This window comes from Micromonospora sp. NPDC047187 (genome assembly GCF_040643355.1).
Lineage (GTDB): Bacteria > Actinomycetota > Actinomycetes > Mycobacteriales > Micromonosporaceae > Micromonospora > Micromonospora salmantinae.
In genome coordinates this window covers 69,149-92,290 of sequence record NZ_JBEYUF010000022.1, presented here as the reverse complement: position 1 = coordinate 92,290, position 23,142 = coordinate 69,149, and the positions used below count along the sequence as shown (strand labels likewise).

Annotated in this window: 24 protein-coding genes; 11 read left to right on the top strand and 13 right to left on the bottom strand. The window is 71.1% G+C overall.

The genetic code is table 11. The annotated features are described in order from the left end of the window. The first annotated feature begins 314 nt into the window (after positions 1-314). The gene (locus tag ABZ794_RS26980; protein ID WP_210783945.1) at positions 315-1,169 is read left to right on the top strand and encodes an alpha/beta fold hydrolase; all 855 of its coding nucleotides are present in this window, start codon (positions 315-317) and stop codon (positions 1,167-1,169) included. Between the two features lie 256 nt (positions 1,170-1,425). Here ABZ794_RS26980 and ABZ794_RS26975 read toward each other — a convergent pair whose 3' ends face one another. Both ABZ794_RS26975 and ABZ794_RS26970 read right to left on the bottom strand, forming a co-directional pair. Further along, positions 1,426-1,836 (bottom strand): hypothetical protein, encoded by a 411-nt coding sequence (locus tag ABZ794_RS26975; protein ID WP_357518158.1) that lies wholly within the window; start codon positions 1,834-1,836, stop codon positions 1,426-1,428. After that, positions 1,833-2,114, bottom strand: coding sequence for a hypothetical protein (locus ABZ794_RS26970; RefSeq protein WP_210783943.1), 282 nt, complete (start codon positions 2,112-2,114; stop codon positions 1,833-1,835). The genes ABZ794_RS26975 and ABZ794_RS26970 overlap by 4 nt, the downstream gene beginning before the upstream one ends. A 106-nt stretch (positions 2,115-2,220) precedes the next feature. Here ABZ794_RS26970 and ABZ794_RS26965 point away from each other — a divergent pair, with 106 nt between their 5' ends. Next, the gene (locus ABZ794_RS26965) at positions 2,221-3,360 is read left to right on the top strand and encodes a site-2 protease family protein (RefSeq protein WP_210783942.1); all 1,140 of its coding nucleotides are present in this window, start codon (positions 2,221-2,223) and stop codon (positions 3,358-3,360) included. A gap of 74 nt (positions 3,361-3,434) precedes the next feature. Here the strand turns inward: ABZ794_RS26965 and ABZ794_RS26960 are convergent, their stop codons facing one another. Then, a complete protein-coding gene (locus ABZ794_RS26960) occupies positions 3,435-4,706 on the bottom strand; it encodes an FAD-binding protein (protein ID WP_357518156.1) in 1,272 nt (423 codons plus the stop codon). Next, positions 4,703-5,455, bottom strand: a complete 753-nt coding sequence (locus ABZ794_RS26955; protein WP_357518154.1) for a hypothetical protein — start codon at positions 5,453-5,455, stop codon at positions 4,703-4,705. Before ABZ794_RS26955 ends, ABZ794_RS26960 begins: the two co-directional genes overlap by 4 nt. 120 nt (positions 5,456-5,575) lie before the next feature. Between ABZ794_RS26955 and ABZ794_RS26950 the strand changes: the two genes are divergently transcribed. Further along, positions 5,576-5,998 (top strand): hypothetical protein, encoded by a 423-nt coding sequence (locus ABZ794_RS26950; RefSeq protein ID WP_357518152.1) that lies wholly within the window; start codon positions 5,576-5,578, stop codon positions 5,996-5,998. A gap of 18 nt (positions 5,999-6,016) precedes the next feature. On the opposite strand, the gene ABZ794_RS26945 is transcribed toward ABZ794_RS26950, so the two are convergent. Then, a complete protein-coding gene (locus ABZ794_RS26945; RefSeq protein ID WP_238690513.1) occupies positions 6,017-6,946 on the bottom strand; it encodes an LLM class F420-dependent oxidoreductase in 930 nt (309 codons plus the stop codon). A 98-nt stretch (positions 6,947-7,044) separates the two neighbouring features. On the opposite strand from ABZ794_RS26945, the gene ABZ794_RS26940 reads away from it, so the two are divergent. Both ABZ794_RS26940 and ABZ794_RS26935 read left to right on the top strand, forming a co-directional pair. Then, positions 7,045-7,356 (top strand): metalloregulator ArsR/SmtB family transcription factor, encoded by a 312-nt coding sequence (locus ABZ794_RS26940; protein WP_112699184.1) that lies wholly within the window; start codon positions 7,045-7,047, stop codon positions 7,354-7,356. Then, positions 7,357-7,887: an SRPBCC family protein gene (locus tag ABZ794_RS26935; protein ID WP_238690511.1), complete on the top strand. Its 531-nt coding sequence runs from the start codon at positions 7,357-7,359 to the stop codon at positions 7,885-7,887. 47 nt (positions 7,888-7,934) lie between these two features. Here ABZ794_RS26935 and ABZ794_RS26930 read toward each other — a convergent pair whose 3' ends face one another. The 3 genes from ABZ794_RS26930 to ABZ794_RS26920 all read right to left on the bottom strand — a co-directional run bounded on the left by ABZ794_RS26930 (position 7,935) and on the right by ABZ794_RS26920 (position 10,837). Continuing rightward, entirely contained in the window at positions 7,935-8,972 is a 1,038-nt protein-coding gene (locus ABZ794_RS26930; RefSeq protein WP_210783936.1) for a hypothetical protein, read from the bottom strand. Then, the gene (locus tag ABZ794_RS26925; protein WP_357518148.1) at positions 8,972-9,241 is read right to left on the bottom strand and encodes a hypothetical protein; all 270 of its coding nucleotides are present in this window, start codon (positions 9,239-9,241) and stop codon (positions 8,972-8,974) included. The genes ABZ794_RS26930 and ABZ794_RS26925 overlap by 1 nt, the downstream gene beginning before the upstream one ends. Before the next feature lie 576 nt (positions 9,242-9,817). After that, positions 9,818-10,837 carry an aldo/keto reductase gene (locus tag ABZ794_RS26920; protein ID WP_357518146.1) on the bottom strand — a complete coding sequence of 340 codons (1,020 nt, stop codon included), beginning with the start codon at positions 10,835-10,837 and terminating at the stop codon, positions 9,818-9,820. Positions 10,838-10,970: 133 nt separating this feature from the next. Between ABZ794_RS26920 and ABZ794_RS26915 the strand changes: the two genes are divergently transcribed. From ABZ794_RS26915 to ABZ794_RS26890, 6 genes are all read left to right on the top strand, one after another. Further along, positions 10,971-11,573, top strand: coding sequence for a TetR/AcrR family transcriptional regulator (locus tag ABZ794_RS26915; RefSeq protein ID WP_357518144.1), 603 nt, complete (start codon positions 10,971-10,973; stop codon positions 11,571-11,573). Between the two features lie 82 nt (positions 11,574-11,655). Then, positions 11,656-12,135, top strand: coding sequence for a hypothetical protein (locus ABZ794_RS26910; RefSeq protein ID WP_357518142.1), 480 nt, complete (start codon positions 11,656-11,658; stop codon positions 12,133-12,135). Between the two features lie 75 nt (positions 12,136-12,210). Further along, positions 12,211-13,431: an MFS transporter gene (locus tag ABZ794_RS26905; RefSeq protein WP_357518140.1), complete on the top strand. Its 1,221-nt coding sequence runs from the start codon at positions 12,211-12,213 to the stop codon at positions 13,429-13,431. Positions 13,432-13,590: 159 nt separating this feature from the next. Beyond that, positions 13,591-14,349, top strand: a complete 759-nt coding sequence (locus ABZ794_RS26900; protein WP_238690507.1) for a hypothetical protein — start codon at positions 13,591-13,593, stop codon at positions 14,347-14,349. A gap of 26 nt (positions 14,350-14,375) precedes the next feature. After that, positions 14,376-15,320, top strand: coding sequence for an RNA polymerase sigma-70 factor (locus ABZ794_RS26895; protein ID WP_210783930.1), 945 nt, complete (start codon positions 14,376-14,378; stop codon positions 15,318-15,320). Positions 15,321-15,402: 82 nt separating this feature from the next. After that, positions 15,403-16,590 carry an FAD-dependent oxidoreductase gene (locus tag ABZ794_RS26890; protein ID WP_210783929.1) on the top strand — a complete coding sequence of 396 codons (1,188 nt, stop codon included), beginning with the start codon at positions 15,403-15,405 and terminating at the stop codon, positions 16,588-16,590. Positions 16,591-16,784: 194 nt separating this feature from the next. Here ABZ794_RS26890 and ABZ794_RS26885 read toward each other — a convergent pair whose 3' ends face one another. The 5 genes from ABZ794_RS26885 to ABZ794_RS26865 all read right to left on the bottom strand — a co-directional run bounded on the left by ABZ794_RS26885 (position 16,785) and on the right by ABZ794_RS26865 (position 23,046). Further along, positions 16,785-17,993: an Imm21 family immunity protein gene (locus ABZ794_RS26885; RefSeq protein ID WP_210783928.1), complete on the bottom strand. Its 1,209-nt coding sequence runs from the start codon at positions 17,991-17,993 to the stop codon at positions 16,785-16,787. A gap of 101 nt (positions 17,994-18,094) precedes the next feature. Continuing rightward, positions 18,095-18,367 carry a hypothetical protein gene (locus tag ABZ794_RS26880; protein WP_357518136.1) on the bottom strand — a complete coding sequence of 91 codons (273 nt, stop codon included), beginning with the start codon at positions 18,365-18,367 and terminating at the stop codon, positions 18,095-18,097. Positions 18,368-18,539: 172 nt separating this feature from the next. After that, complete coding sequence (locus tag ABZ794_RS26875) at positions 18,540-19,424, bottom strand: hypothetical protein (protein WP_210783925.1); 885 nt, start codon at positions 19,422-19,424, stop codon at positions 18,540-18,542. A gap of 42 nt (positions 19,425-19,466) precedes the next feature. Next, positions 19,467-20,186: a hypothetical protein gene (locus tag ABZ794_RS26870; RefSeq protein WP_357518134.1), complete on the bottom strand. Its 720-nt coding sequence runs from the start codon at positions 20,184-20,186 to the stop codon at positions 19,467-19,469. Between the two features lie 94 nt (positions 20,187-20,280). Next, complete coding sequence (locus tag ABZ794_RS26865) at positions 20,281-23,046, bottom strand: BTAD domain-containing putative transcriptional regulator (protein ID WP_357518176.1); 2,766 nt, start codon at positions 23,044-23,046, stop codon at positions 20,281-20,283. Positions 23,047-23,142 lie beyond the last annotated feature (96 nt).

Here is a 23,142-nt window from a genome sequence, read left to right as displayed (position 1 = left end):
GCTCGGCGACCCGGATCGCGTCGGCCCAGCCGACCTCGGCGACCACTGTAGGTCCTCCTCCAGCGAGAGCAGGGCGGCCCGGCTGCGCTCGTAGGCACAACCATCGACAGCGGTGACCTCGCCGAAGCTCTTGGTGAGGCCGTCCACCTCGACAGCCGGATGCGTACTGATCATGCCACTGATGCTCCGGCCGGGCGTACCCCGATGCCCGGAGCGGTCGTCACGCCCCGACCGTGACATTTGTCAGGGCGGCCGGATTCCGGACGGGCACAGCGGGTAACCGCCGGGCCGAACCGCGACACCGGGAGGACGCGATGGGTGCCACGCCGCAGGGTCAGGTCGACACGGTCGTGCTGATCCACGGGCTCTGGATGACGCCTCGTAGCTGGGAGGGGTGGTCCCGGCGGTACACCGAGCGCGGCATGCACGTCATCGCCCCCGCCTGGCCCGGCATGGACCGGTCCGTGGAGGAACTGCGCGACGATCCGGCCCCGATCGCCGAGCAGAGCATGGCCACGATCGTGGCGCACTACGACCGGATCATCCGGGCGCTACCCCGACCGCCGATCATCATGGGGCACTCGTTCGGTGGCCTGTTCGCCCAGATCCTCGCCGACCGGGGTCTCGGGGCGGCAGTGGTGGGAGTGCACCCCGCTGCGGTGAAGGGCGTGCTCAAGGTGCCGCTGAGTCAGCTGCGCTCGGGCTTTCCGATCCTGCGCAGCCCCGCCAACCGCGGCAAAGCCGTCCCGTTCACCCCCGACGACTTCGCCTACACCTTCGGCAACACGATGAGTCGCGAGGACTCCGACCGGGCCTGGCGGCGCTACGCCGTCCCCGGTGCCGGGCGGGTCTTCTTCGAGGGCGCGTTCGCCAACCTCGACCCCCGCTCGCCGGCCCGGGTCGACGTCGGGCGTACCGACCGGGCGCCGCTGCTGCTGATGGCCGGCGAGGTCGACCACGTGGTGCCGGCGTCGGTCGTCCGCGCCAACGCCGGGCTCTACCAGAAGTCCCGGGCCCTCACCGCGTACGAGCAGTTCGCCGGCCGATCACACTTCACCGTCGGCCAGGACGGCTGGGAGCAGATCGCCGACTACGCGCTGGACTGGGCATTGCGCGCGGCGGCCCTGCCCCGGGAGGCGACCATCGCCAGCGAAACCCCCCGCCGCTGACCGGTCTCACGAGCGAGAAGATCGCGCGGATCTTGCAGTTTCGGTCGTCAATATGGGTGGAACGCCCGTTGTGTCGCGACAGAAAGTGCAAGATCATGAGCAGAGGAGTCCGGGTCCGGCGATCATGGAGTTGTGGTCGACCTTCGGCGCGCAGAGTGAGCGAGCCATCACGATCGACGCGGGGCAGCACCCAGCTCGTGATGTCGGCGGCGGTGAACTGCGCGGAAGCGAGTTCACCACCGTCCAAGACGCTGGCTCAGCCCCAGCCCAGGGAGATGTCGAGGATCTCCAGATCGGGTGGCGCGGCCGGGGCGACCCGCTTGGGATCACGGGAAACCAGGTAGCAGCGGTACAGGACAGCGGTCGCCACGGCGTGGGCGACGTCCAGAGGCACGTCGAACCGCGCTGCAATCCGGGCCACCCGCCGGCTGGTCGGCGCGTCGTACACCGCGACCCTGATGTCCCGCTCCTCAGTGAGGAGCAGGTCGAGCAGGTGGGCCGCTGGTGTGCCAGCCACCTCCAGTTGGGCCTGCCCCAGGCAGAGTGCCGGAATCCACACCTCCTGCGCCGGGTCCTCCTCGGCGAGGGTCAGGATCGCCCCCGGCTCGATGCTCGTGCCGGACGCATAGGCGAGCAGGGCGGACGTGTCCAGGACGAGACCGTTCACGCGGCAGCCGACCCGTCCTGGTCGAACTGGCGCAGCCATTCGGCGTTACGGGCGTGCTGTTCGTCGGTGATCGGCGCTCGTGCCGCGAGGTGCGAACGGGTCCGCTCGATATCCTCGTCGGTCACCACGTAGCCGAGTTGCGCCCAACGGGCACGAAGGCTGTCGGCGCGCATCTTTCGGCGCAGGATCCCGGTGATGAAGCCGGACGTGTTGCCCTGCGTGCGCTCCACGTACGCGGCGACATCATCGGGCAGGCTGATGGTGATGCGGCGAGTCATACTCTGAGCCTACCCGCTGCATACTCAGGCGGAGAGGATGACAGTGCCGCGTGTCCGGCTCAGCCGGGTCTGGCATAGGCAGGCCCGCCTGGGGTATCTCGGTGGGATGAGGGCCAGTTTCCGGCTTGGCCGGGTCGCGGGAGTGCCGGTCGGCGTCAACTGGAGCGTGCTGGTCATCTTCGCGTTGATCGCGTGGGGGTTGGCCGCGAACCAGTTCCCCCGTTCGTACCCCGACCGGTCGCCAGTGGCGTACCTGATCGCCGGGCTCGCCGCGGCGGTGGTGTTCTTCGTCGGCCTGCTCGCCCACGAGGTGTCGCACGCGGTGGTGGCCAAACGCAACGGGCTGGAGGTCGACGGCATCACGCTGTGGCTGTTCGGCGGCGTGGCCGAGTTGCGGGGCGAGCCGCGTGACCCCGGTGCGGAGTTGCGCATCGCGGGCGTCGGCCCGCTGGTCAGCCTGCTGATCGGGGCGTTCTTCGGTGCCATCGCGGCGCTGGTCGCGCTGGCCGGGCAGGGCGGGCTGCTGTTCGGGGCGGTGGCCTGGCTGGCGGGGATCAACGTGCTGCTGGCCGTCTTCAACGTGCTGCCGGCCGCGCCCCTGGACGGTGGCCGGTTGCTGCGTGCCGCGGTCTGGAAGGCCACCGGTGACCGGACCCGAGCGTCGGTGGTCGCCGCCCGGGCCGGCTGGGTGCTGGGTGTGCTGCTGATCGGCCTGGGGTTGTGGCAGTTCCTGTCCGGGGTCGGTTTCGGTGGGCTCTGGTTGGCGCTGATCGGCTGGTTCCTGATCGGCGCGGCCGGGATGGAGGAGCGGCAGGCCCGCACCGGCACCGCGCTGCGCGGGATTCGGGTGGGCGATGTGATGACCCCACAGCCGCAGACCGCCTCGGCGCAGATGACTGTCGCTGACTTCGTCGATCACTACCTGTTCGCGTACCGGCATTCGGCACTGCCGCTGACCGAGGACGGCCGGCCGACCGGCCTGGTCACCGTCGATCGGGTGCGGGGCGTGCCGCCGGAACGGCGGGCGTCGACAACGCTGGCCGAGGTGGCCTGTCGAGCCGACCAACTGGTGTTGGCCAAGCCCGGTGAACAGCTCAACGACCTGCTCCCCCGGCTCTCCGAGTGCGCCGACGGCCGCGCCCTGGTGATCACCGAAGACGGCCACCTGACCGGCATAGTCTCCCCCAGCGACATCAGCCGCGCCGTCCAACGCAGCACCCTCCGCACCCCCACCCCCTCCCGTTGATCATGAAGTTTTGCCCCGACACGCCGCGCCGGGTGGCAATAACTTCATGATCAACGCAGACAGCAGGGGGACGGTCAGCGGGGGAAGTGGCGGTCGAGGGCGTCGGTGCGGAAGGTGCCCTTCGGGTCCAGGTTGGTCAGGAGCGCGGCGAAGTCGGCGTACCTCGGGTAGCGGGCGGACAGCTCGGCCGGGTCGGTGACGAAGACCTTGCCCCAGTGTGGGCGGGGCGCGAAGGGCGCCAGCCGCTCCTCCACGGCGGCCACCACGGGCAGCACCGCCGCGGTGTCGTCGACCCAGGTGAAGTGCAGCACGAAGCTGTCCCGCCGGTAGTTCGGGCTGAGCCACAGCTCGTCGGCCGCCACCGTCCGCAGCTCGGACACCAGCAGCACCGGGGCGATCAGGTCCGCCAGGTCGTCCAGCGCGGCGAGCGCGTCAGCCGCCGCCGTACGGGCGACGTGGTACTCGGACTGCAGTTCGTCGCCGCTGCTCGGGGTGAAGCCGAGCTTGAAGTGCGGCAGCCGCTCGTGCCACGGGCCCGGCTCGCCGAGCTGCGGGGTGCAGTTCTCCGCCGGCATCCCGAGCACCGGGTGCCGGGGCTGGTCGGCCGCGGTGGTGCCCAGCCACTCCGCCGAGGGTGGCGGCTGGTCGGCCACCTGCTTGCGCCACACCTCGCGCAGCCGGGGCGTACGGAAGTCGGTGAAGACACTCACGCTGTACGCCGAGCCGAGCGCCTCGTCCAACGCCGTCCGGTCCAGGTCGAGGCGTACGTACTGGCGCAGCGCGAAGGTCGGCACGATGTCCACCGTGACGCGGGTGACCAGGCCGAGCGCGCCGAGCCCGACCACCATGCCGGCGAACGTGTCGGTGTCGCGGTCGACCCGGAGCAGATCGCCGTCGGCGGTGACCAGCTCCAGGCCGGCGACGGCGCTGGCCAGGTTGCCGTGGGTCTGGCCGGAGCCGTGGGTGGCGGTGGCCACCGCGCCGGCCACCGAGATGTGCGGCAGTGAGGCGAGGTTCGCCAGCGCGTACCCCTGGGTGTGTAGCTGTCGGGCGACGTCGCCGTAGCGCAGCGCGCCGCTCACTGTGGCCTGCCCCCGCTCGCGGTCCACCTCGACGACCGGTGGCAGCCCGGCGAGGCTGACCAGGTCACCGTCGGTGTCGCCGAGACGGTTGAAGGAGTGCCCGCTGCCCACCGCCCGGATCCGGCTGCTGCCGGCGACGAGCCGGCGCAGTTCGTCGACGGAGGTCGGGCGGTGGAACGCCTTCGCGGCGTACCGCACGTTGCCGGCCCAGTTGCGGCGCGGAACGTCAGTGGTCGACGCGGCGTGCGATCCCTGCGCGGTCATGTGGCGGTCTCCCGATCGGTGCTCTGGTGGTCGGCCAACGCGGTGACGAGGGCGTCCAGAACCGTATCCGTCTGGAAGGTGCTGTAACCACGTTGGGCGATCGGCAGGCCGGCAGTGGTGGCGCGTTCGATCTCTCCCCGGGTCGCCTGCCGGGCCGATGCGTCTCCGGACATCAGCGCGTCCTGGCCGCGTCGGATCAACCGGTCGACCCGGTCCATCTGGTAGCCACGCAGGCCGACCGGGAGTTCCGGGGTCTCGAAGGCGGCGCGACGCAGCGCGAGCAGGTCGACGAAACGGCCGCCGGCATACTGGGTGAGCGCGGCGGAGACCTGCTCGGGCTGCTCGCGGACCTGGTCGAGAACGAGCAACTCGACGGCGGGTCGGCCGTCGAGCGGGTGACGGGCGGTCACCGGCTCAATCGTCACTCCCGGCACGGGCACCAACAGCAGTCGCGGCGGCTCCGGATGGCCGTCGCGCCGGGGCGGCTCGTCGAGGACCAGCGCGTCGACCTCCGCCCACCGGACATCCCGGCGCAGGCCGGGCCGCCGGACGGTGAGCCCGTCCGCGTGGATCCCGAACCGGAACGGCCGCATCGCGCTGACCAGCGCCACCGCTCCGAGCGCTATCGCGCCCACCGCGATGATCGTCCGTAGCAGGGCGCCGTCGCTGGGATAGACCAACAGGAGCACTCCACCGAGTACGCAGACCAGGGCGAGCGCACGGGCCCCCCGATTCCGGCGCAGTTCCACGCTCGGACCCCCGTTTCATGACCGTGGCGTCGGTCCCGACATCTTCCGCCAGACCGGGCACCGAGGACACCGGTCGATCGGGCACGGTTGTTCTCGTCGTCGTCGGGGAACCCTACGCCCATGAGCAGCTACCGCGATCCGGCCGCACGAGGTGACGTCTTCCCCTCCGAGGAGGAAATGGACCCCACCGGCACCGGGGTCGAGCAGGCCAGCGCGCCGCCGACCGGCGGGTTTCCGAGCCACCCGTCGCCCACTCCCGGTCCTCGGCCGACACCAACGCCCGCGCCCGCCCCGACGCCGGTGCCGGCACCCGGCCCGCCGCCGCGCGCCAGTGGCGCGCAGTCGATCGTGACCCGTCACCTGGACGGCTCGGTGGAGGTGGTCACCGACCTCGACGGTGACGGCATCGCCGACGTCGTCCAGATCGACGTGGACGGTGACGGGATCCCGGACATCACCTACGTGGACAGTGACCGCGACGGGCGGCTGGACACCGTGCTGGGTGACCCGAACGCGGTCGAGACCGGCGCCCACCGGGCCTGACCCGGAGGCGTGGTCGACTCAGAGCTTCGTCATCACCTCGCTGGCGACCAGCTCGAGGTGCTCCAGGTCGCTGAGGTCCAGCACCTGGAGGTAGAGCCGCTCGCTGCCGATCTCCGCGTACCGGCCGATGGTGTCCAGCACCTCGGCGGGCGTCCCGGCCAGACCGTTGGCCCGCAGCTCGTCCGGTTCGCGGCCGATGGCGGCGGCCCGGCGGGCCACCTCGGCGTCGTCGCGCCCGCAGCAGAGCACCAGCGCGTTGGACCAGACCATCTCGGCCGGGTCCCGGCCGATCTCGACGCAGGCCGCGCGGACCCGGTCGAACTGCGCCGCGGTGTCCGGCACCGAGGCGAACGGCAGGTTGAACTCGTCCGCGTAGCGGGCGGCCAGCCGAGGGGTGCGCTTCGGGCCCGTCCCGCCGAGCAGGATCGGAGGACGCGGCTGCTGCACGGGCTTGGGCAGGGCGGGCGAGTCCCGGACCGGGTAGTACCTGCCGTCGTGGTCGAACCGCTCCCCCGCCGGCGTGGTCCAGAGCCCGGTGATGACGGCGAGCTGTTCCTCCAGCCGGTCGAACCGCTCGGCCAGCGGCGGGAACGGGATGCCGTACGCGCTGTGCTCCTCGGCGTACCAGCCGGTGCCGATGCCCAGCTCCACCCGGCCGCCGCTCATCTGGTCGACCTGCGCCACGGTGATCGCCAGCGGGCCGGGCAGCCGGAAGGTGGCGGCGGTCATCAGCGTGCCGAGCCGGATGCGGCTGGTGTCCCGGGCCAGGCCGGCGAGCGTGGTCCACGCGTCGGTGGGGCCGGGTTCGCCGCTCACGTCACCCATCATCAGGTAGTGGTCGGACCGGAAGAACGCGCCGTAGCCGGCGTCCTCCGCGCAGCGGGCGACGGCGAGCAACTGGTCGTAGCTGGCACCCTGCTGGGGCTCGGTGAAGATCCGAAGTTCCATGATCCGAGCATAGGGAGCCGATCGGCGGTGCCGCGTCGGGACGGCTGCTCTCGTCGTATGCTTTGACAGTCATATGACGGAGAAGGCATATTGGGAAGGTGTCCACCGACGCCTTCACCGTCCTCGCCGAGCCCACCCGGCGCCGGATCCTCGACCAGCTCCGCGACGCCGAACGCAGCGTCGGCGAGCTGGTCGACGGGCTCGGGGTCAGCCAGCCGGCCGTCTCCAAACACCTGCGGGTGCTTCGCGACGCCGGCTTCGTCACCTGCCGGACGGCCGCCCGACAGCGGATCTACCGCCTCGACCCCGGCCCGCTGCGGGACGTCGACGGCTGGCTCGACCCGTACCGGCGACTCTGGGCCCGGCACCTGGACGCCCTGGAACGGCACCTCGACAGTCAGGAGCAGTGAATGGACCGCGACGCGTTCCGCCCGAGCCCACCCGCCGACGTGCGCGCCGAGCCCACCGACGTCGGCGCGACACTCGTCTTCGTCCGCGACCTGCGGCATCCGCCAGCCACCGTCTGGGCGGCACTGACCGACCCGGCCCAGCTCGCGCAGTGGGCGCCGTTCCTCGCCGACCGCGACCTCGGCCACGCCGGCGTCGCCGTGCTCACCCTCGTCGACGGTGAGACCACCCAGGAGGACCCGGCGACGGTACGCCGGGCCGAGCCGCCGCACCTGCTGGAGTACACCTGGGGCGACGACCTGCTGCGCTGGGAGCTGAGCCCGCTGGGCAGCGGCACCCGGCTCACCCTGCGGCACACCGTCGCCGACCCGGGCATTCTGCCGATGGTCGCGGCCGGCTGGCACCTCTGTCTCGACGTGGCCGACCGGTTGCTCGACGGCGACCCGGTCGGCCCGATCCGCGGCGCGGAGGCCAAGGACCACGGCTGGCCCGAGCTGCGCGACGCGTACGCCGAACGGCTCGGTGAGGGCTGACCGGTGCGGTCCCGGCGGCCCCGGAGCCCGGAGCCGCCGGAACCCGGTCAGACGTACGGCCGCTTGGCGTACGCCTCGCGGAGCGCGGCCAACCCGACCGACTTCGGCGTCAGGGTGCCCCACCCGGAGTTGAAGTAGTTGGTGCGCACGATCCGTGGCCCACGCTCGGCGTTGAGCTGGGCGATCGCCGCCGGCACTGTGGCGATCCAGGCCGCCTGGTCCGGGATCTCGGCCGACCTGACCCCCCACTCGGCGATGATCACCGGTCGGGACAGCGCCACCGGGCCGAGATCCGCGACCGCCCAGTCCTTCGTCCGACGAAACCGGGCCAGCGCGGTGTGGCTGGCGTTGGTGCCGTACGCGTTCCACTGGAGATAGTCGAGGCGGGACATCAGCGACTCCGGGTGGGTGCGCTGGAAGCAGGCCCGGTCGAAGCCGCCCAGCCCCACCGAGAAGGTCGTCCCGGCCGGCAGCGTCCGCGCCTTGAACCACGTCAGGATGTAGTTCATCGCCTGCACCGCCCGAGCGTCCGACTCGGCCCAGGTGTACGCCTTGCCGTCCTCGGTGGTGCCGAACTCGTGATCGGTGTCCAGTTCCGAGGCGAGCTGGATGTTCACCCCGAAGCCGAGCGTCCGGTACTGCGACAGGGCACGGGCGAACAACCCGTCACACTGCCCCTTGAGCACCTGGCCGTACCCGTACGCCTTCGGCCAGGTCGCGCCGGGACGCTGCTGGATGGTCATCGTCGGCGCCGGCACTGTGTAGCTGGTGCCGTCCACAGCGAAGCTCTGCGGCCCGTAGTTCGGTGCGCCGTAGTGCTTCAGCTCCAGGACCATGTTCATCTGCACCCCAGCCTTGCCCAGGCTGACCAGCCAGGGTCGGTTGTAGCCGGGGAAGATGTAGCCGTCGGCGAAGCTGCGGTACTGGGTGAGGGACCGGAAGTTGCCGCCGGCCATGTCGGCGGTCGGGTCGGCACCGCCGGAGAGGTAGTAGCCGCCGAGCACGGGTTGGCCCAGGCTGTAGTCGGCGACGGCCGTCGCGGTGTGGCCGGCGGCGTCGCGGACCTGGACGGTTACCCGGGGCATCACGCCACCGACCGATACACGGCCACGGAGCCGTTGTCGGAAACCCGGGTCCAGGTACGTCCGGAGTTGTCGTTGACGGTCACTGTGAGCGGGTCGATGACCGCCGTGACCTTGACCGGCGCGCTGCTGTTGCCCTGCGCGTCGGTGACCACGATGGTGACGGTCAGCGGTTTGGTGTCGGCGTCTGAGTAGGTGATGGTCAGCAGCATCTGGTCACCCGGCGCGAAGACGGATGCGTTCAGGGCTGCGGTTGCAGTGGGAGCGGCCATGTCGGGCCCTTTCTTGCTCGGTCGCCGGGCCTCGGCGCGCGGTTCAGCGACGTCGGACCGGCGGGGTCCACAGTGCGAAAGGCCGGCGGGGCACGGGGACGGCAGGCACGACCGGCGGACCTTGCTGCCTGACTGCCGGTGGTGCTGACGTCCTTGTCCCGATGGGCGGAGGCACCGCTGCGGGCGCCCGCAGGGGTGTCGGTGGCAGCCATGGCCTGTCGTACGCGCGATCGGCACGGCGGCTGTGCCGTGACCGCCACGGCTTCGAGGCCGGGCTGGGTGAGGCCGGCACCGGTGGGGACGATGTTGTCCCCACCGGGCCGGAGGATCGGGATGTGGCCCGCCACCCGTCTGCCTCCACCTGTCCCTAGGGTGCTCTACCAGGGGCTTTACCGTCTTGTCCGAATTGCGACAAGGGCCCGGAAGGGCTCGGCGCGACGGTTACTCGGACGGCGTGCCAGGTACGGCCCAGGCCCGCGCGGTGAGCCGGATCGACAGGTCCGGATCGACCGGCAGCCGGGTGGCCAGCAACTCCCGCAGCGCGGCCCGGTCGGATTGACCACCGCACCCGAAGGCTCAGCGACGCCGCCGCGCCGGGTCGAGCAGGGCGGGCGGGGTGTCGAACTTCTCGGCTGCGGCGAGGTCGACCCCCGGTGCGACGATCGCGTCGATCGCGTCGAGCACGTCAGCCGGGAGCACGGTGTCCGCGGCGGCGAGTTGGGCGTGCAGGTGCTCGATGGTGCGGGGGCCGATGATCGCGCTGGTCACGGCCGGGTGCGCGGTGACGAACCCGAGGGCGAGCTGGATCAGGGTGAGCCCCGCCTCGTCGGCGACGGTGGCGAGTTGCTCGACGGCGTCGAGCCGCGCCTGGTTGGCCGGGACGCTGAGGTCGAAGCGGGCGGGCAGGAGCGCCGAGCGGCTGGTGGTGATCTCCCGGCCGGCGCGGATCGCACCGGAGAGCCAGCCCGAGGCGAGCGGGCTCCAGGCGAGCACGCCGAGCCCGTACTGCTCGGTCACGGGCAGGACGTGGGCCTCGATCCCCCGTTGCAGGATCGAGTAGCTGGGCTGCTCGGTGACGTAGCGGCTCAGGTGGTGCTCCCACGCGGCCCACTCGGCCTGCACGATGCGGTACGCGGGGAAGGTCGAGGAGCCGAAGTAGCGGATCTTTCCGGCCCGTTGCAGGTCGGTCAGCGCCGACAGGGTCTCCTCGTCGCTGGTGGTCGGGTCCCACCGGTGGATCTGGTAGAGGTCGACGTGGTCGACGCCGAGGCGGCGCAGGCTGTTGTCCAACTCGGTGACCAGCCAGCGGCGCGAGGCGCCCCGCTGATTGCGCTCGTCGCCCATCGGCATGCCGGCCTTCGTGGCCAGCACGATGTCGTCGCGACGGCCGGCGATGGCCTTGCCGACCAGTTGCTCCGACTCGCCCTGGCTGTACATGTCGGCGGTGTCGATCAGGTTGATTCCGGCCTCCAGCGCGGCGTCGACGATCGCCGTCGCCTCGCCCTGGGTGGTGTGCCCCAGCTTGCCGAAGTTCATCGCGCCGAGCACGAGGGTGCTGACCTGGACGCCGGTGCGCCCCAGGGTGCGGTACTGCATGGCTGTTCCTCCACGGGAAGGGTGAGGTGACACTGGCCCACTCGCTCTGGCATCCTGAGTAAGTGGAACCACGTTCCGCTAAGAACGATACGGAACAGCGTTCCGTTTGCCAAGTGACGGAGGTAACGGCGCGATGGCCGACATCGACAGCGAATCGGGGAGGTCGACCCCGCGGAAGCGGGCCGACGCCCGGCGCAACGAGGCGACACTGCTGGACGCCGCCGCCACGGCCTTCGTCATCTCGGGCGTGGACGCGCCCGTACGCGACATCGCCGCCCGGGCCGGCGTCGGCGTCGGCACCATCTACCGCCACTTCCCGACCCGCGCCGACCTCATCGTCGCCGTCTACCGGCACCAGGTCGAGGCGTGCGCGCAGGCGGGCCCGACGCTGCTGGCCGACAGCAGCACACCGCACGCCGCCCTCGCCCAGTGGATCAACCTCTTCGTCGACTTCCTGGTCACCAAGCACGGCCTCGCCGAGGCGCTACAGTCCGACAACGCGGCCTTCGAGACGCTGCACGCCTACTTCCTGGACCGCCTCGTGCCGGTGTGCGCCCAACTACTCGACGCCGCTGCCGCGGCCGGCGAGATCCGCACCGACGTGACGGCCTTCGAGTTGCTGCGCGGGGTCGGCAATCTCTGCATCGGAGCCGGCGCACCCCGCTACGACGCGCGTCGCATGGTCGAACTCCTCGTCGCGGGGCTGCGCCACCACCAGGGCGGCGGGCCGCGATAGTTTGTTGATCATGGCGGACTGGGAGCGCGCACCCGGGTCAATCACCGCCGAGGTCCCGACAGTGTCAATGTAACGTTGACAGATGACGTCGGAGCTGGCCCGGTTGACGGAGGTCCGCGCTACCCGCGCCCGCCTGGACGAGCAGGAGCTGGAGATCATCGACCGCGCGCGCCACGACGGTGCGACGTGGGCCGAGATCGCGACGGCACTCGGCCTCGGCAGCCGGCAGGCCGCCGAGCAGCGTCGGCAACGGCTGGCGGCGGCGCGGTGGTCGCGGCGGCGGCAGCTCGACCTCCGGATGCCTCCGCAGATCGCGGCGCTGCGGGCGGCGGTGGCCGACCTCGCCCGGTGGATCGGCGCCGATCAGCGGTGGGACAGCCGATTTCGTCGAGCGGCGCTCGTGCGGAGCACTGTGGACGCCGTGTTGGATGCCACCCCGGGCTCGTTGCACGCGTTGGCAGGGCTCCTCGCCACCGATCTCGCCGAAGCGGGTGAGCGACTGCCCGCGCCCGCTCGGACGGCAGCCACGAAGATCGACGCCGCCTTGTCAATGAACCGTTGACAGATTGCAGCGGCATTGCCTGCACATCGCTCAAGCTTGAGGATATGAGTCACATCGACTCAACTCGGAGTGCTCATGCGTCGCAACGCGGGCCTGTTCGTGGCGATCTCCCTGCTGTCCGGCTTCGGCAGCAGCACCATGTCCCTGGTCGCCGGCATCTGGATCCTGGACCTCACCGGCTCCACCAGCCTCGCCGCCCTCGCCGGGCTCTGCGTCTACGCCCCGGTGCTCGCCGGCCCATGGCTGGGCGGTCTGCTCGACCGGGCACCCCGGCGGCCGCTGGTCATCGCCGTCAACCTCACGCTGGCAGCCGCCCTGCTGGCGCTGCTCGCGGTGCGCGGGCCGGGACAGACCTGGCTCATTTTCGCCGTCTCGTGCGCCTACGGCGTCAGCTACGTGCTGATCGACGCCGGCGAGACGGCGCTGCTGCCGTCGGCACTCGCGCCGACCGAACTCGGCGACGTCAACGGGTGGCGCTCGAGCGCACAGGAAGGGATGAAGCTCGTCGCTCCCCTGGCCGGGGCCGGCCTCTACGTTTGGCGGGGCGGCCACGCGGTCGCCGTCCTCAGTGCGGCCATGCCGGTGCTGGTCGCCACCCTGTACGCGCTCCTTCGCCTGAACCGGACGCCGACCGACCGGCCCACCGAACGCGACGACGGCCCGCGTACCGGATCGGTGGTCCTGTTCGGACGGCCAGCGACACGTCTGCCGGTCGTGCTCGCTGCGGTGTCGATCGCCATGTCCGGCTTCACGACGGCGGGAATCTACGCGATCGTCGTGACCGAGCTGCGCCTGCCGACGACGTTCCTGGGTGTGCTGGCCAGCGCGCAGGGCGCCGGCTCCATTCTCGGTGGCCTGATCGTCGGCCGGCTCATCGCGGCGCGAGGTCCCGTTGCCGTCGGTGTCGCCGGAACGGCGCTGTTCACGGTCGGCTGCCTGGCGCGCTGCCTGCCGTGGTGGCCGGCGACTGTCGTCGGGGCGGTGGTGGCCGGCATCGGGCTGCCCTGGACCCTGGTCGCGGCGGTGACCGCCGTGCAGACCCACACGCCGTCGGCGCTGCTGGGACGGGTCTCCGCGACGGCCAACACCGCGATGTTCGGACCGCTCGTCGTCGCGATCCCGCTCGGCTCCGCGGCCGTCCACCTCGGCGCCCGCCCGCCGCTCATGGCAGCCGCGGCGATCTGCCTGACCGCCGTGGTGGTGGCCACGTTCCGCCGCCGGCCGACGCCGTACGACGAGACGCCGACCGCACTCTCGCCGCTCCGAACGGCGGGAACGGGTCCGCCGAGCCGCTGACCGGGTTCACCCGCGCGGGTGCGGTGAGGGCGCGGCGCAACGAATTGGACGTCACCGCGGCAAGGGTACGACCACCGCGCGCGCCCGGTCCCTCTCGCGGGGCATCCAGAGCTGGTTCGCCTTGGCTACGCTCCCCCACACCAGCGAAGGGGTCCACCGGTGAGAATTCGACGACGGCAGGTCGCGATGATCCTGCTCGGCGCGGCGCTGTTCGGCACGGCCGGCCTGAGCCTCGGCTCCTGGTACGCCGGCCGCGGCACCGCGCCAGTCAACTCCGACCAGGCACAGACCATGGCGGCGGAGTTGCTTCCCGGCACCGAACCATTCGGCTCGAGCGTCGGCCGCAACTACCTCTACGGTGTCCTGGCCCCCGACGACTTCGGCTCGCCGTTCGTGGAATTCCACTACGACGAGGCTGCCGACTGCACGCACTCCGAGTCGGTACAGCGCAACGCCACCGCACTGGGTTGGCAGGGCAGCCATCGGGTCACGGGCACGCCATGCGATGGCTGGCGGGCCGAACGGGATGGGCTGACGGCCACGTTCACGCAGGTGGACCGCGGGGCGGTCCTGAGGTTTGCGCCAGCCGCGCCCGACGGCTACGTCACTGTCACCCTCGCTGCCGCCGTCCTGGGTGCCGCGGCCGGGGCGGCGCTGTTCTGGCTGGCGGGACGGCAACGTCCGCCCGTACCCCGACTGGTTGGCACGCTGGTGACGATCGTTCTCCTCCCGGGTGTCGTCCTCACCTGGCAGGGCCTGATGGCAAACGGGTTGGCGGAGCCCGCGTGGCCGATCTGGGCGGCCCTCGCTCCCGTACTGGTGCCGCTGGCGCTCGTGCTGCTGCTGGCCGGGCTGATCTTCTACGTGGGTCGGCGGGAGCCGAGCCGGGTTTCCGGCCCAAGCACGAGCCAACCCTGAACCGTCCGCCTGGATACTGTCTAGTCATGCCGCTCAGTCCGGACGAAGTCGAGGTGTTCGAGCACTCCAGGGCGCGCCTGGAGGCAATCGCCTATCGCCTGCTGGGCTCGGCCAGCGACGCGGAGGACGCCGTCCAGGACACCTTCCTCCGCTGGCAGGGCGCCGACCGGGAGCACGTCGAGACGCCCGAGGCGTGGCTGACGAAGGTCCTCACCAACGTGTGCCTCAACCAGCTGACCTCCGCGCGGGCCCGGCGGGAGACCTATGTGGGCACGTGGCTGCCCGAGCCGGTCCTCGCCGGGGACCGGATGCTCGGCCCGCTCGACACCGCCGAGCAGCGCGAGTCGGTCTCGATGGCGGTGCTCACCCTGCTGGAGCGGTTGTCGCCCAACGAACGCGCGGTGTACGTGCTGCGGGAGGCCTTCGGCTACTCGCACGGTGAGATCGCCGAGATCCTCGGCCTCACCGAGTCGAACTGCCAGCAGACCTACCGGCGTGCCAAGCAGCACGTCACCGCCGAACGGGCCCGCGCGGAGGTTGACCTGACCACCGCCCGGAAGATCGTCGCCGAGTTCCTCACGGCCGCCAACAACGGCGAGATTCAGCGGCTCGTGCAGTTGCTGACCGACGACGCGACGAGCACCGCCGACGGCGGCGGCAAGATCCCGGCCCGGTCCGCGCCCATCGTCGGCGCACTGGCGGTGGCGAAGTTCCTGCGTAGCCTGTTCAAGCCCACCGACGTCAAACGGGACCTGGTCGGTGGCAGCCCAGCCATGCACGTCACCACCGCCAACGGCGCTCCGGCGGTGGTGGTCGTGATCGACGACCGGGTCATCGGCGTGATGTCAGTGGAGGTGACGCCCGAGGGTGTCACGGCCATCCACAACCAGGTCAACCCCGACAAGCTCGTCCGCGCCACCCGGCAGTGGTCCGCCTCGGAGCACGAGGAGCCCACCCTCCACGTCTGGTGATCCAGCTCATAGCCGGCTCCTGTCAGGAATCGCGTCGCTGTCCGGTTCAGGAAGCGACCACCACCGAGACAGGAGTGCCACCATGAAGCACCGCATCGTCGTCCTCGGAGCCGGCTACGCAGGCGCCATCGTCGCCGGGCGCCTCGCCAGGCGGCTGCACCCGGACGACACCGAGATCACCGTCGTCAACGCCGAGGCCGATTTCGTCGAGCGGGTCCGCATGCACCAACTCGCCGTCGGGCAGGACCTCAAACGCCTCCCGCTGAGCGACGTCTACGCCGGCACCGGCGTCAAGCCTCGGCTGGCGCGGGTCACCGCCGTCGACGCCGATCTCAGGACCGTCGCGCTCGCCGACGACAACGGCACCGACGAGATCGCCTACGACACGCTCGTCTACGCCCTCGGCAGCGCTACCGCGGACCAGGGCGTTCCCGGGGTAGCCGAGCACGCGTACGACATCGCCGGCAGGTCGACGGCGCTGCGGTTGCGCGACCGCCTCGCCCACCTCGCGGCCGGCGGGACCGTGCTCGTCGTCGGCGGGGGCCTCACCGGCCTCGAAGCGGTCACCGAGATCGCGGAGGCCCGGCCGGACCTCGATGTCGCGCTCGCCGCCCGCGGCGGTCTCGGCGACTGGCTCAACGTCAAGGCGCAGCAGCACCTGCGCGGCGTCTGTGATCGGCTCGGCATCACCGTCCACGAGCACACCGACATCGCGCGGGTCGAGGCGGCCGGTGCGGTCACCCGTGACGGTCGGGAGATCCCGGCCCAGGTGACCGTGTGGACGACCGGCTTCGCCGTCCACCCCATCGCCGCCGCCACGACCCTGGCGGTCGCGGACACCGGACAGATCATCGTCGACGCCAGCATGCGGGCGGTCTCACACCCCGAGGTGTACGCGGTGGGCGACGCCGCGATCGCCGCAGGACCGGGCGGCAAGCCACTGCGGATGTCCTGCGCCTCGGGCATCCCGATGGCCTGGCAGGCCGCCGACGCCATCGCCGCACGCCTGACCGGTCGGGCGAAGTTCCCCAAGGCCCCGCTGCGCTACTTCAACCAGTGCATCAGCCTCGGCCGCCGTGACGGCATCATCCAGTACGTGACCGCCGACGACCGGGCCAAGCCGTCCCTCCTCACCGGGAAGTTGGCGGCCCGCTACAAGGAGCTCGCCTGCGCGGGCGGGGCCTGGAACATCGCGCACCCGATCCTGTACCCGGTCCGCCGCCACCGCATCGTCCCGACCCGAACGGCGGTCCGCGCGGCCGCTTCCTGAGTGGCGTGTAGGCGGGACGGCTGTTCGTCAGCCAGCACTGCCTCGTCGATCTGACCCCGCTCCCGCGATCTTGCAGTTTCTGTCCCGATCTAAGGTGCATATACACCTAAGTCAACAACAGAAGCTGCAAGATCGGCGCGGTCCTCTTGCTCGACACAGACGAGCGAGGCGGCAGAAGTCCGCCCGCGCGGCGCTCACGCTGTCTGCGTCTGCTCGACCAGGTGGACCAGCATCAGCGCCGTTACCTTGTCGGGCTGCACGAGAGCGGTGCGGATCAGGTACGTGCCACGAGCCAGGTCCACCGTGAGATGGGTGGTGTGCTCCAGCCCGTCGCCGGTGTAGCCGGAGTCGAACAACTCGGCTGGCCCGCTGGTCGTCCACGTACCCGCGTCTTCCCAGCGGGCGATCTTGACCGCTCGGGGGATGAGGCGGACGACGTCCGCCTCGGAGGCGGCGTAGAGCCACCGCACGAAGATCCGCCGGTCCGGGAGGTACGTGGTGGAAGCCGGCTCGTCGGCCAGAACGAGCGCCTGGCCGGTGCCGACGTCGAGCACGCCCACGTAACCGTCGACCCGGCAGGCCCGGTCGTAGTCACCCCAGGAATCATCGTCGTCGACCGACGCGCCCTTCCACTCGCCGAGTGCCGTCGTCGGCACGACGATGAGCGGCCCGCCGCCCGAATCGACCCACTGCAGCAGGCTGACCGGCGTGCGCGTACGAGCAAGGACGCCGGCCAGGTCGGTCATGTCGGTCACTATCGCGTCGGCACCGGCGGCGGCGAGACGTTCGGCCTTGCCGGGTTTGTTGGCGTACCCGATACAGGCGACACCGGCTGCTCGGGCGGCTGTGACGTCGGTGACCGAGTCACCGACCAGAACAGCGGCATCGGCTGCGACCTTCAGCTCTTGCAGGGCCTGCACAACGGGCGCCGGGTTGGGCTTCAGCAGATCGGGGTGCTCGCCTCGGCCGATGACGGCGGCGAAGTAGCGGGCCCGGTCGCGGCGCCCGAGGTAGGCGCCGATGGCGGCTGCGGAGTTGTTGCTGACGATGGCGAGGGGGCGCCCGGTCGCCAGGCATGCCGCGACCAGGTCGAAGGCTCCGATCGTGGTCTCCGCGGACGCCGCCGCCTCGACCTCCGCCGCTGCCAGGGCCGCACCGACGACACCCACCAACTCGGGCGCGAACACGGCGGTCGCGCGGAACAGCTCCAGCGGATCGTCCCCGTCGCGCAGCTCGTCGGGCAGGACGACACCCCGGCTGAGGATCAGCTGACGGAGGTCGGCCGCGATACGCGGCGCGGCCCTGCTGCCGAAGAGGCGGCAGATCGGACCGTCGAAGTCGACGAGTACGACATCGGCCCGCTCGGCGAGCCGGTCGAGTGGCCGTTCTGCCTCGCTCGTCACCATGCGCTCCCGCAGGCCGTCTTCGCCGTCACGGCTGTCGATCCTAGAGGCCGACGTGGGCCGAAGCCGTCCTCGGACGGCTCGGCCCGCCTGCCGCTGCGTCAGGGTGTCACCCGGGTGGCCGGGCTGTCGCCGGGCAGACCTCCCGCGCTGCTGTCGGTCTCCACGGGCGACCCGTCGGACCCGGCCTGGCGCTCGGCCTGCCAGACGGCGTGCCCCTTGAGCAGGTATCCGATCCAGTAGATCGCGAAGAGGATCAGGAAGCAGGCGAAGAACACTCCCGAGACGATGCTCGCGAGAACGAACCCTTCCCCGCCGTCGGCCATTCCGCGCGCCGCGAAGCCAACGAGGCCGAGGAAGAAGAAGATGACCATGTAGAGCGGCAGGGTTGAACTGTCTGCCGGGTGAGGCGCGCGAGTCGACCACGGAACGCGAGGCTCATTGCTGATCACCTGCCGAGTATGAACCGGCTCGCTCAAGCGCGGGATCCCGCTCCGCTCGACCGGGGAGGTCGATGCGGAGCGGGACCGTCGACGCGGCTACCCGTCAGAACCCGCCCCATTTTTTGGCCGAGCATTTCCAGGTCTTCCCACCATCCTGCGAGACGCAGAAGACGAGGATCTTGCCGAGGATCGGAAGGTTGAGGCTGAAGAGGTGGCCCTTGGTCTTCGCGTACACAACGCCGGACTTCTCGGCGATGTCGGCCAGCGCCCACCCGGGGTCCGGTCCGTCCAGTGTCGCCACCCGGCGCATCGACTCGATGTCCCTGCCGTCGAGGAGCGTCTTGATCTCGTCCGCCGAGGGCTCACGCTCGCCGATCAGCGTCTCCACCGTGTACGGGCCGTCGACGGCGACGCCATTGGCCTTCTCGAAGGCAGCCTTCGTTTCGCCCACCGTGGTGCCGCCATCAAGGTCGAGGGTGAGGACCAGTTCGCCCGTTCGGCGCGACAACAGGCATTCCCAGATCGTCTTGCCCGACGCGACGCACATGGTCAGGCACCACTCCCGGCCGTCGGGGGTGGACGAGGCGAAGAGCAGGGACGTGGCCGTCCCGCTGTCGCCGCTGCCGTCGTACGTGCCGTCGGCGAGGTCGGCCATGGTCGTGCCGAGGACGTCCCGGCTGCCCGGAATCGTGCCGACGACCTTGACACCGTCGACCTCCTTACCTGCGGCGAGCGCTGCGAGTTGGTCGCCGGTGAGGTTCCGCCCGCCGGTGTCGACGGCCAGCACCCTGTCCAGGTCGCCGACGGGTCGGCCGGTCAGGTCCTCGAACTGTTGAAGCATCGTGCCCGGGGCACCGGGGTGGTCGGTGATCGTCGTCCGGGCCTCCCCCTCGGCGGCCTGCGACGGGGCGTACGAAGCGGTCAGCCCGACGATCAGGGCGGTCGTGACGATGGCGGCGCGCCTGGTGATGTCCCGCAGAGTTGTCATCCTGTCCTCATCTCGTGATCGGTGTCGGCGGGGTGGGACGGGCTACCAGCGACACGTGACGATGTCGCCGAAGTCGTTGGGGGACCCCACGTCACAGTGGTCGTCGATCCACTCACCGATCTCGCCGATCGTGTCCACGATCCAGGCAAAGAACGACTTAATCGCGCCCCAGAGGCTGAAGTAGACGACTGTCGTCTCAGGGGTTCCGCCAGCCTCGTCGATGACGTCCTTCGTCGACATGGCGGCATTCGGCTTCTCGATGATGTCCAGCACCCGTACCCCGGTGTCGTCCTTGCCGGCGAGCAGCGCCTCGACCTGCTCCGGGGTCCGCTCCTTGCCGTCGTCGACGGCCACGATCGCGCGGTCGATCAGCACCTCACGGCTGCCGCTGATGGCTTGGGCGATGCCTGTCATCTCGCCGACCGTGAGGTCGTTGCCGAGCGCGGGGCCGGTGAACCGCCGGACCGAGGCGTCACCCGCCGGGTCGATCCGGATCTCGTCGGCCGTGATCAGGTCGTCCGCTCCGAACGGCGCCCAGGCGAACGTCCACTGCCCGGCGACGCAGCGGAACTGGCCGTACTCCCGGCCCTCGGACGCGGTCTCGGTGCGGAGTATCTTGCCGCGCTCGTCGACGTGCTGGACCACGCAGTCGGCGCCCTTCTGCGGCGGCTTGTCGGTGTGGGCCACGGCGGCGGAGGACATGGCCAGCACCGTCCCGCTGACCACCCCGATCACCGCGAGGCGGTGTGCCAAACGACTCATCGAACGCTCCATTCCTGGTGCGGAAGAAACTGATGTCCGAAGAGTGGCTTGGCGCGCTGAAGCGGCCCGGAAACGGCGCTGAAAGCGGGGTACGTCAGTGCAGCCGCGTGGCGTCGAGCTGGTCGAGGTCGGCGCGGATCGAGTCGGCGTCGGTGTCGCCGAGCTCGTCGAGGATGGTCAGGGCTCGGTGCCACGTGGCACGGGTGGCGGGGATGTCGCCGAGCGCCCGGTGGCTGCCGCCGAGGTTGACGTACGTGCTGGCTTCGGCGTACCGGTCGTTGACCTGCGTGAAGAGTTCGAGGGCGTGCTCGTAGCAGGCGATGGCGCGCCGGTCGTCCCCGAGCTGGTGGTGGGCGTGGCCGAGGCTGTCCCAGGTGTCGGCCTGCCCCTGGACGTCGTCCACCTCCTGCAACATCCGCAGCGCCTCGCCGCACGATTCAAGCGCGTGGTGGTAGTTGCCGAGCAGCGCCTCCTGCCAACCGACCGCGTTGAGGGTGTACCCCTGCCCGGCCCGGTTCCCGGTCCCCCGGAACAGGGTCAGCGCCTGCCGGGAATGGCGCAGCGCCTGCTGGTGCTGCCCCTGCCGCTCGGCCAGTTGACCAAGGTTGAGGCAGGTGTGCGCCCGTCCGGCGTCGTCACCGACGTCGGTGAACAGGTCGAGTGCGCGCCGCAGGTGGTCGTCGGCCTCGTCGTACCGTCGGAGCCGGGAGCAGGCGAGACCGAGGCTGCGGTGCGCGTGGCCCTGCCCCGCCTGATCCCCGATGCGGGACGCGGCGGCCAGAGCGATCTGTTGCGTGCCGAGCCAGTCCTGCCAGTGCCCCTGCCGGTGCAGGAAGCCGGCCATGGCCCAGGCGAGCCGCCAGGCGTGTCCCTCGAACCCGGACCGTGCCGCGAGCGGTACCGCGGCGAGCAGGACGGGGACCTCGGTGGTGAACCACGCCGCGGCGGCAGACCGGCTCCTGGGGCGCTCCGGCGTCACGCCCGCCCGGGGTGGCGGGAGGCTGATCGCGCTGAAGTGCGGGTGCAGCGCCAGGTCGGCGGCGTGGGCGGTGTGCAGGCAGTGGTCGAGCAGCCGGTGCACGGCGTCCCGACGCTCGGCCGGCGGCTCGGCCTCGTCGGCGAGGCTGGCGGCGTACGCGCGCAGCAGGTCGTGGAACGCGTAGCGCCCGTACGTGTGCTCGGTGAAGAGGTTCGCCCGGGTCAGCTCGGTGAGCAGGGGGCCGGTCGCCGGCCCGTCGACGCCGGCCAGGCTGGCCACGGCCGGGGCGGAGACGTCCGGGCCGGGATGCAGGCTCAGCAGCCGGAACAGCCGGGCCGCGGGTGGGCTGAGCGTCCGACACGACCAGGAGAAGACCGCTCGTACGTCGGTGGCCTCGTCGCCTGCGCGGAAGGCGTTCAGGTCGCCCAGTTCGCCGGCGACGGCCGCCAACGAGAAGTGCCGGTTGGTGGCGGCTCTGGCGGCAACGATGGCCAGGGCGATGGGTAGCCGCGCGCACCGCTCGGCGATGGTGTCGGCTGCGGCGGGTTCGGCGGCGACCTGGCGCCCCCCGAGCCGGCGGACCAGCATGTCGCGGGCTTCGCCGGGGCTCAGCAGGTCGAGGGCCACCGGTTGGGCGCTTTCGGTGACGACCAGCGGAATGAGCTGGTCGCGGCTGGTGACGATGGCGAGGCAGTCCGGTGAGCCGGGCAGCAGCGGCCGGACCTGTTCCGCGTCGCGGGCGTTGTCCAGCACCACCAGCAGTTTCTTGCCCGCCACCGTCGTGCGGTACAAGCTCACCATCGCGTCCGGGTCGCGGGGCATCCGGGCGACCGGAACGCCGAGCGCCTCCAGGAAGCCGTGCAGCGCTCGCGCCGGTTCGGTCGGTGTGGCCGCCGGGTCGAAGCCGCGCAGGTTGACGTAGAGCTGCCCGTCGGGGAAGCGTTCGGCCGCGCGGTGCGCCCAGTGCACGGCGAGGGCGGTCTTGCCGACGCCGGCGGTCCCGGACACCACGACGGCGCCGCCCCGGTCGACCAGCGCGTCGAGGGCCGCCAGCTCCGCGTCGCGTCCGGTGAACGTGGGTACGGGGGGAGGCAGCTGCGCCGCGACCCGCGTTGGTGCCGCCGCGGCCGGTGCGGCGATAGCGGTGTCCTGGCGCAGGATGGCGCACTCCAGGTCGCGTAGCCGCGGACCCGGGTCGAGGCCGAGGTTCTCCCGCAGGTTGTCGCGCAGCCGCCGGTACGTGGCGACCGCCTCCCCCTGTCGGCCGTCGCGGTACAGGGCGAGCATCAGCTGCGCGTGCAGGTGCTCGTCGAAGGGGTGCTGTCGGACGAGCCGTTCCAACCCGGGGACGAGGCCGGCGTGCTCACCGACGGACAGCCGGGCCTCGGCGAGCGATCGTTCGGCCTCCAACCGTAGGCGTGCCAGGTGTTCCGCCTGCTCCTCGAGCCAGGCCGACCCGGCCACGTCGGCCAGCGGTGGACCTCGCCACAGTGCGACCGCGGCCGTCAGGTGCCGCACCTGCTCGTTGCGGTCCGTCGAGCGCCGGGCCAGCTCGATGAGGCGCTCGGCGGCCTGTACGTCGGTGGAGTCCGGCCCGGTGTCGAGCAGATATCCGGGCTGGCGCGCCACGATCGACCCGGGCTCGCCGAGCACCCCGCGTAGGTAGGAGACGTGGCGTTGCAACGTGTTCGCCGCGGTGGCTGGTAGCTGGTCGCCCCAGACCACGTCGATGAGCCGGTCGACACTGACGACACGCCCCGCGTGCAGCGCCAACGTGGCCAGAACCGCCTTGCGGCGCACGCCGTTCACCGCCTGTGGACTGCCGGCGACGACCACCTCCACCGGCCCGAGCAGCCTGACGCGCACTCCCGTACCAACCATCGAAATCACCGAATCAGGCTAAATCTCCAGCCCGGCATGCTCGTTCTGTTCGTCGCGCACTGGACAAGATCCAGCGGCCCAATGGGGCTGTCGGCA

What these genes read in the sequence shown, in the direction of transcription:
- ABZ794_RS26895 (WP_210783930.1), top strand. Translation starts at nt 14,376, where the DNA reads ATGCCGCTCAGTCCGGACGAAGTCGAGGTGTTCGAGCACTCCAGGGCG.
- ABZ794_RS26935 (WP_238690511.1), top strand. Translation starts at nt 7,357, where the DNA reads ATGGACCGCGACGCGTTCCGCCCGAGCCCACCCGCCGACGTGCGCGCC.
- ABZ794_RS26945 (WP_238690513.1), bottom strand. Translation starts at nt 6,946, where the DNA reads ATGGAACTTCGGATCTTCACCGAGCCCCAGCAGGGTGCCAGCTACGAC.
- ABZ794_RS26910 (WP_357518142.1), top strand. Translation starts at nt 11,656, where the DNA reads ATGACGTCGGAGCTGGCCCGGTTGACGGAGGTCCGCGCTACCCGCGCC.
- ABZ794_RS26890 (WP_210783929.1), top strand. Translation starts at nt 15,403, where the DNA reads ATGAAGCACCGCATCGTCGTCCTCGGAGCCGGCTACGCAGGCGCCATC.
- ABZ794_RS26980 (WP_210783945.1), top strand. Translation starts at nt 315, where the DNA reads ATGGGTGCCACGCCGCAGGGTCAGGTCGACACGGTCGTGCTGATCCAC.
- ABZ794_RS26870 (WP_357518134.1), bottom strand. Translation starts at nt 20,186, where the DNA reads ATGAGTCGTTTGGCACACCGCCTCGCGGTGATCGGGGTGGTCAGCGGG.
- ABZ794_RS26960 (WP_357518156.1), bottom strand. Translation starts at nt 4,706, where the DNA reads ATGACCGCGCAGGGATCGCACGCCGCGTCGACCACTGACGTTCCGCGC.
- ABZ794_RS26875 (WP_210783925.1), bottom strand. Translation starts at nt 19,424, where the DNA reads ATGACAACTCTGCGGGACATCACCAGGCGCGCCGCCATCGTCACGACC.
- ABZ794_RS26915 (WP_357518144.1), top strand. Translation starts at nt 10,971, where the DNA reads ATGGCCGACATCGACAGCGAATCGGGGAGGTCGACCCCGCGGAAGCGG.
- ABZ794_RS26950 (WP_357518152.1), top strand. Translation starts at nt 5,576, where the DNA reads ATGAGCAGCTACCGCGATCCGGCCGCACGAGGTGACGTCTTCCCCTCC.
- ABZ794_RS26965 (WP_210783942.1), top strand. Translation starts at nt 2,221, where the DNA reads ATGAGGGCCAGTTTCCGGCTTGGCCGGGTCGCGGGAGTGCCGGTCGGC.
- ABZ794_RS26930 (WP_210783936.1), bottom strand. Translation starts at nt 8,972, where the DNA reads ATGCCCCGGGTAACCGTCCAGGTCCGCGACGCCGCCGGCCACACCGCG.
- ABZ794_RS26905 (WP_357518140.1), top strand. Translation starts at nt 12,211, where the DNA reads ATGCGTCGCAACGCGGGCCTGTTCGTGGCGATCTCCCTGCTGTCCGGC.
- ABZ794_RS26865 (WP_357518176.1), bottom strand. Translation starts at nt 23,046, where the DNA reads ATGGTTGGTACGGGAGTGCGCGTCAGGCTGCTCGGGCCGGTGGAGGTG.
- ABZ794_RS26925 (WP_357518148.1), bottom strand. Translation starts at nt 9,241, where the DNA reads ATGGCCGCTCCCACTGCAACCGCAGCCCTGAACGCATCCGTCTTCGCG.
- ABZ794_RS26880 (WP_357518136.1), bottom strand. Translation starts at nt 18,367, where the DNA reads ATGGTCATCTTCTTCTTCCTCGGCCTCGTTGGCTTCGCGGCGCGCGGA.
- ABZ794_RS26920 (WP_357518146.1), bottom strand. Translation starts at nt 10,837, where the DNA reads ATGCAGTACCGCACCCTGGGGCGCACCGGCGTCCAGGTCAGCACCCTC.
- ABZ794_RS26970 (WP_210783943.1), bottom strand. Translation starts at nt 2,114, where the DNA reads ATGACTCGCCGCATCACCATCAGCCTGCCCGATGATGTCGCCGCGTAC.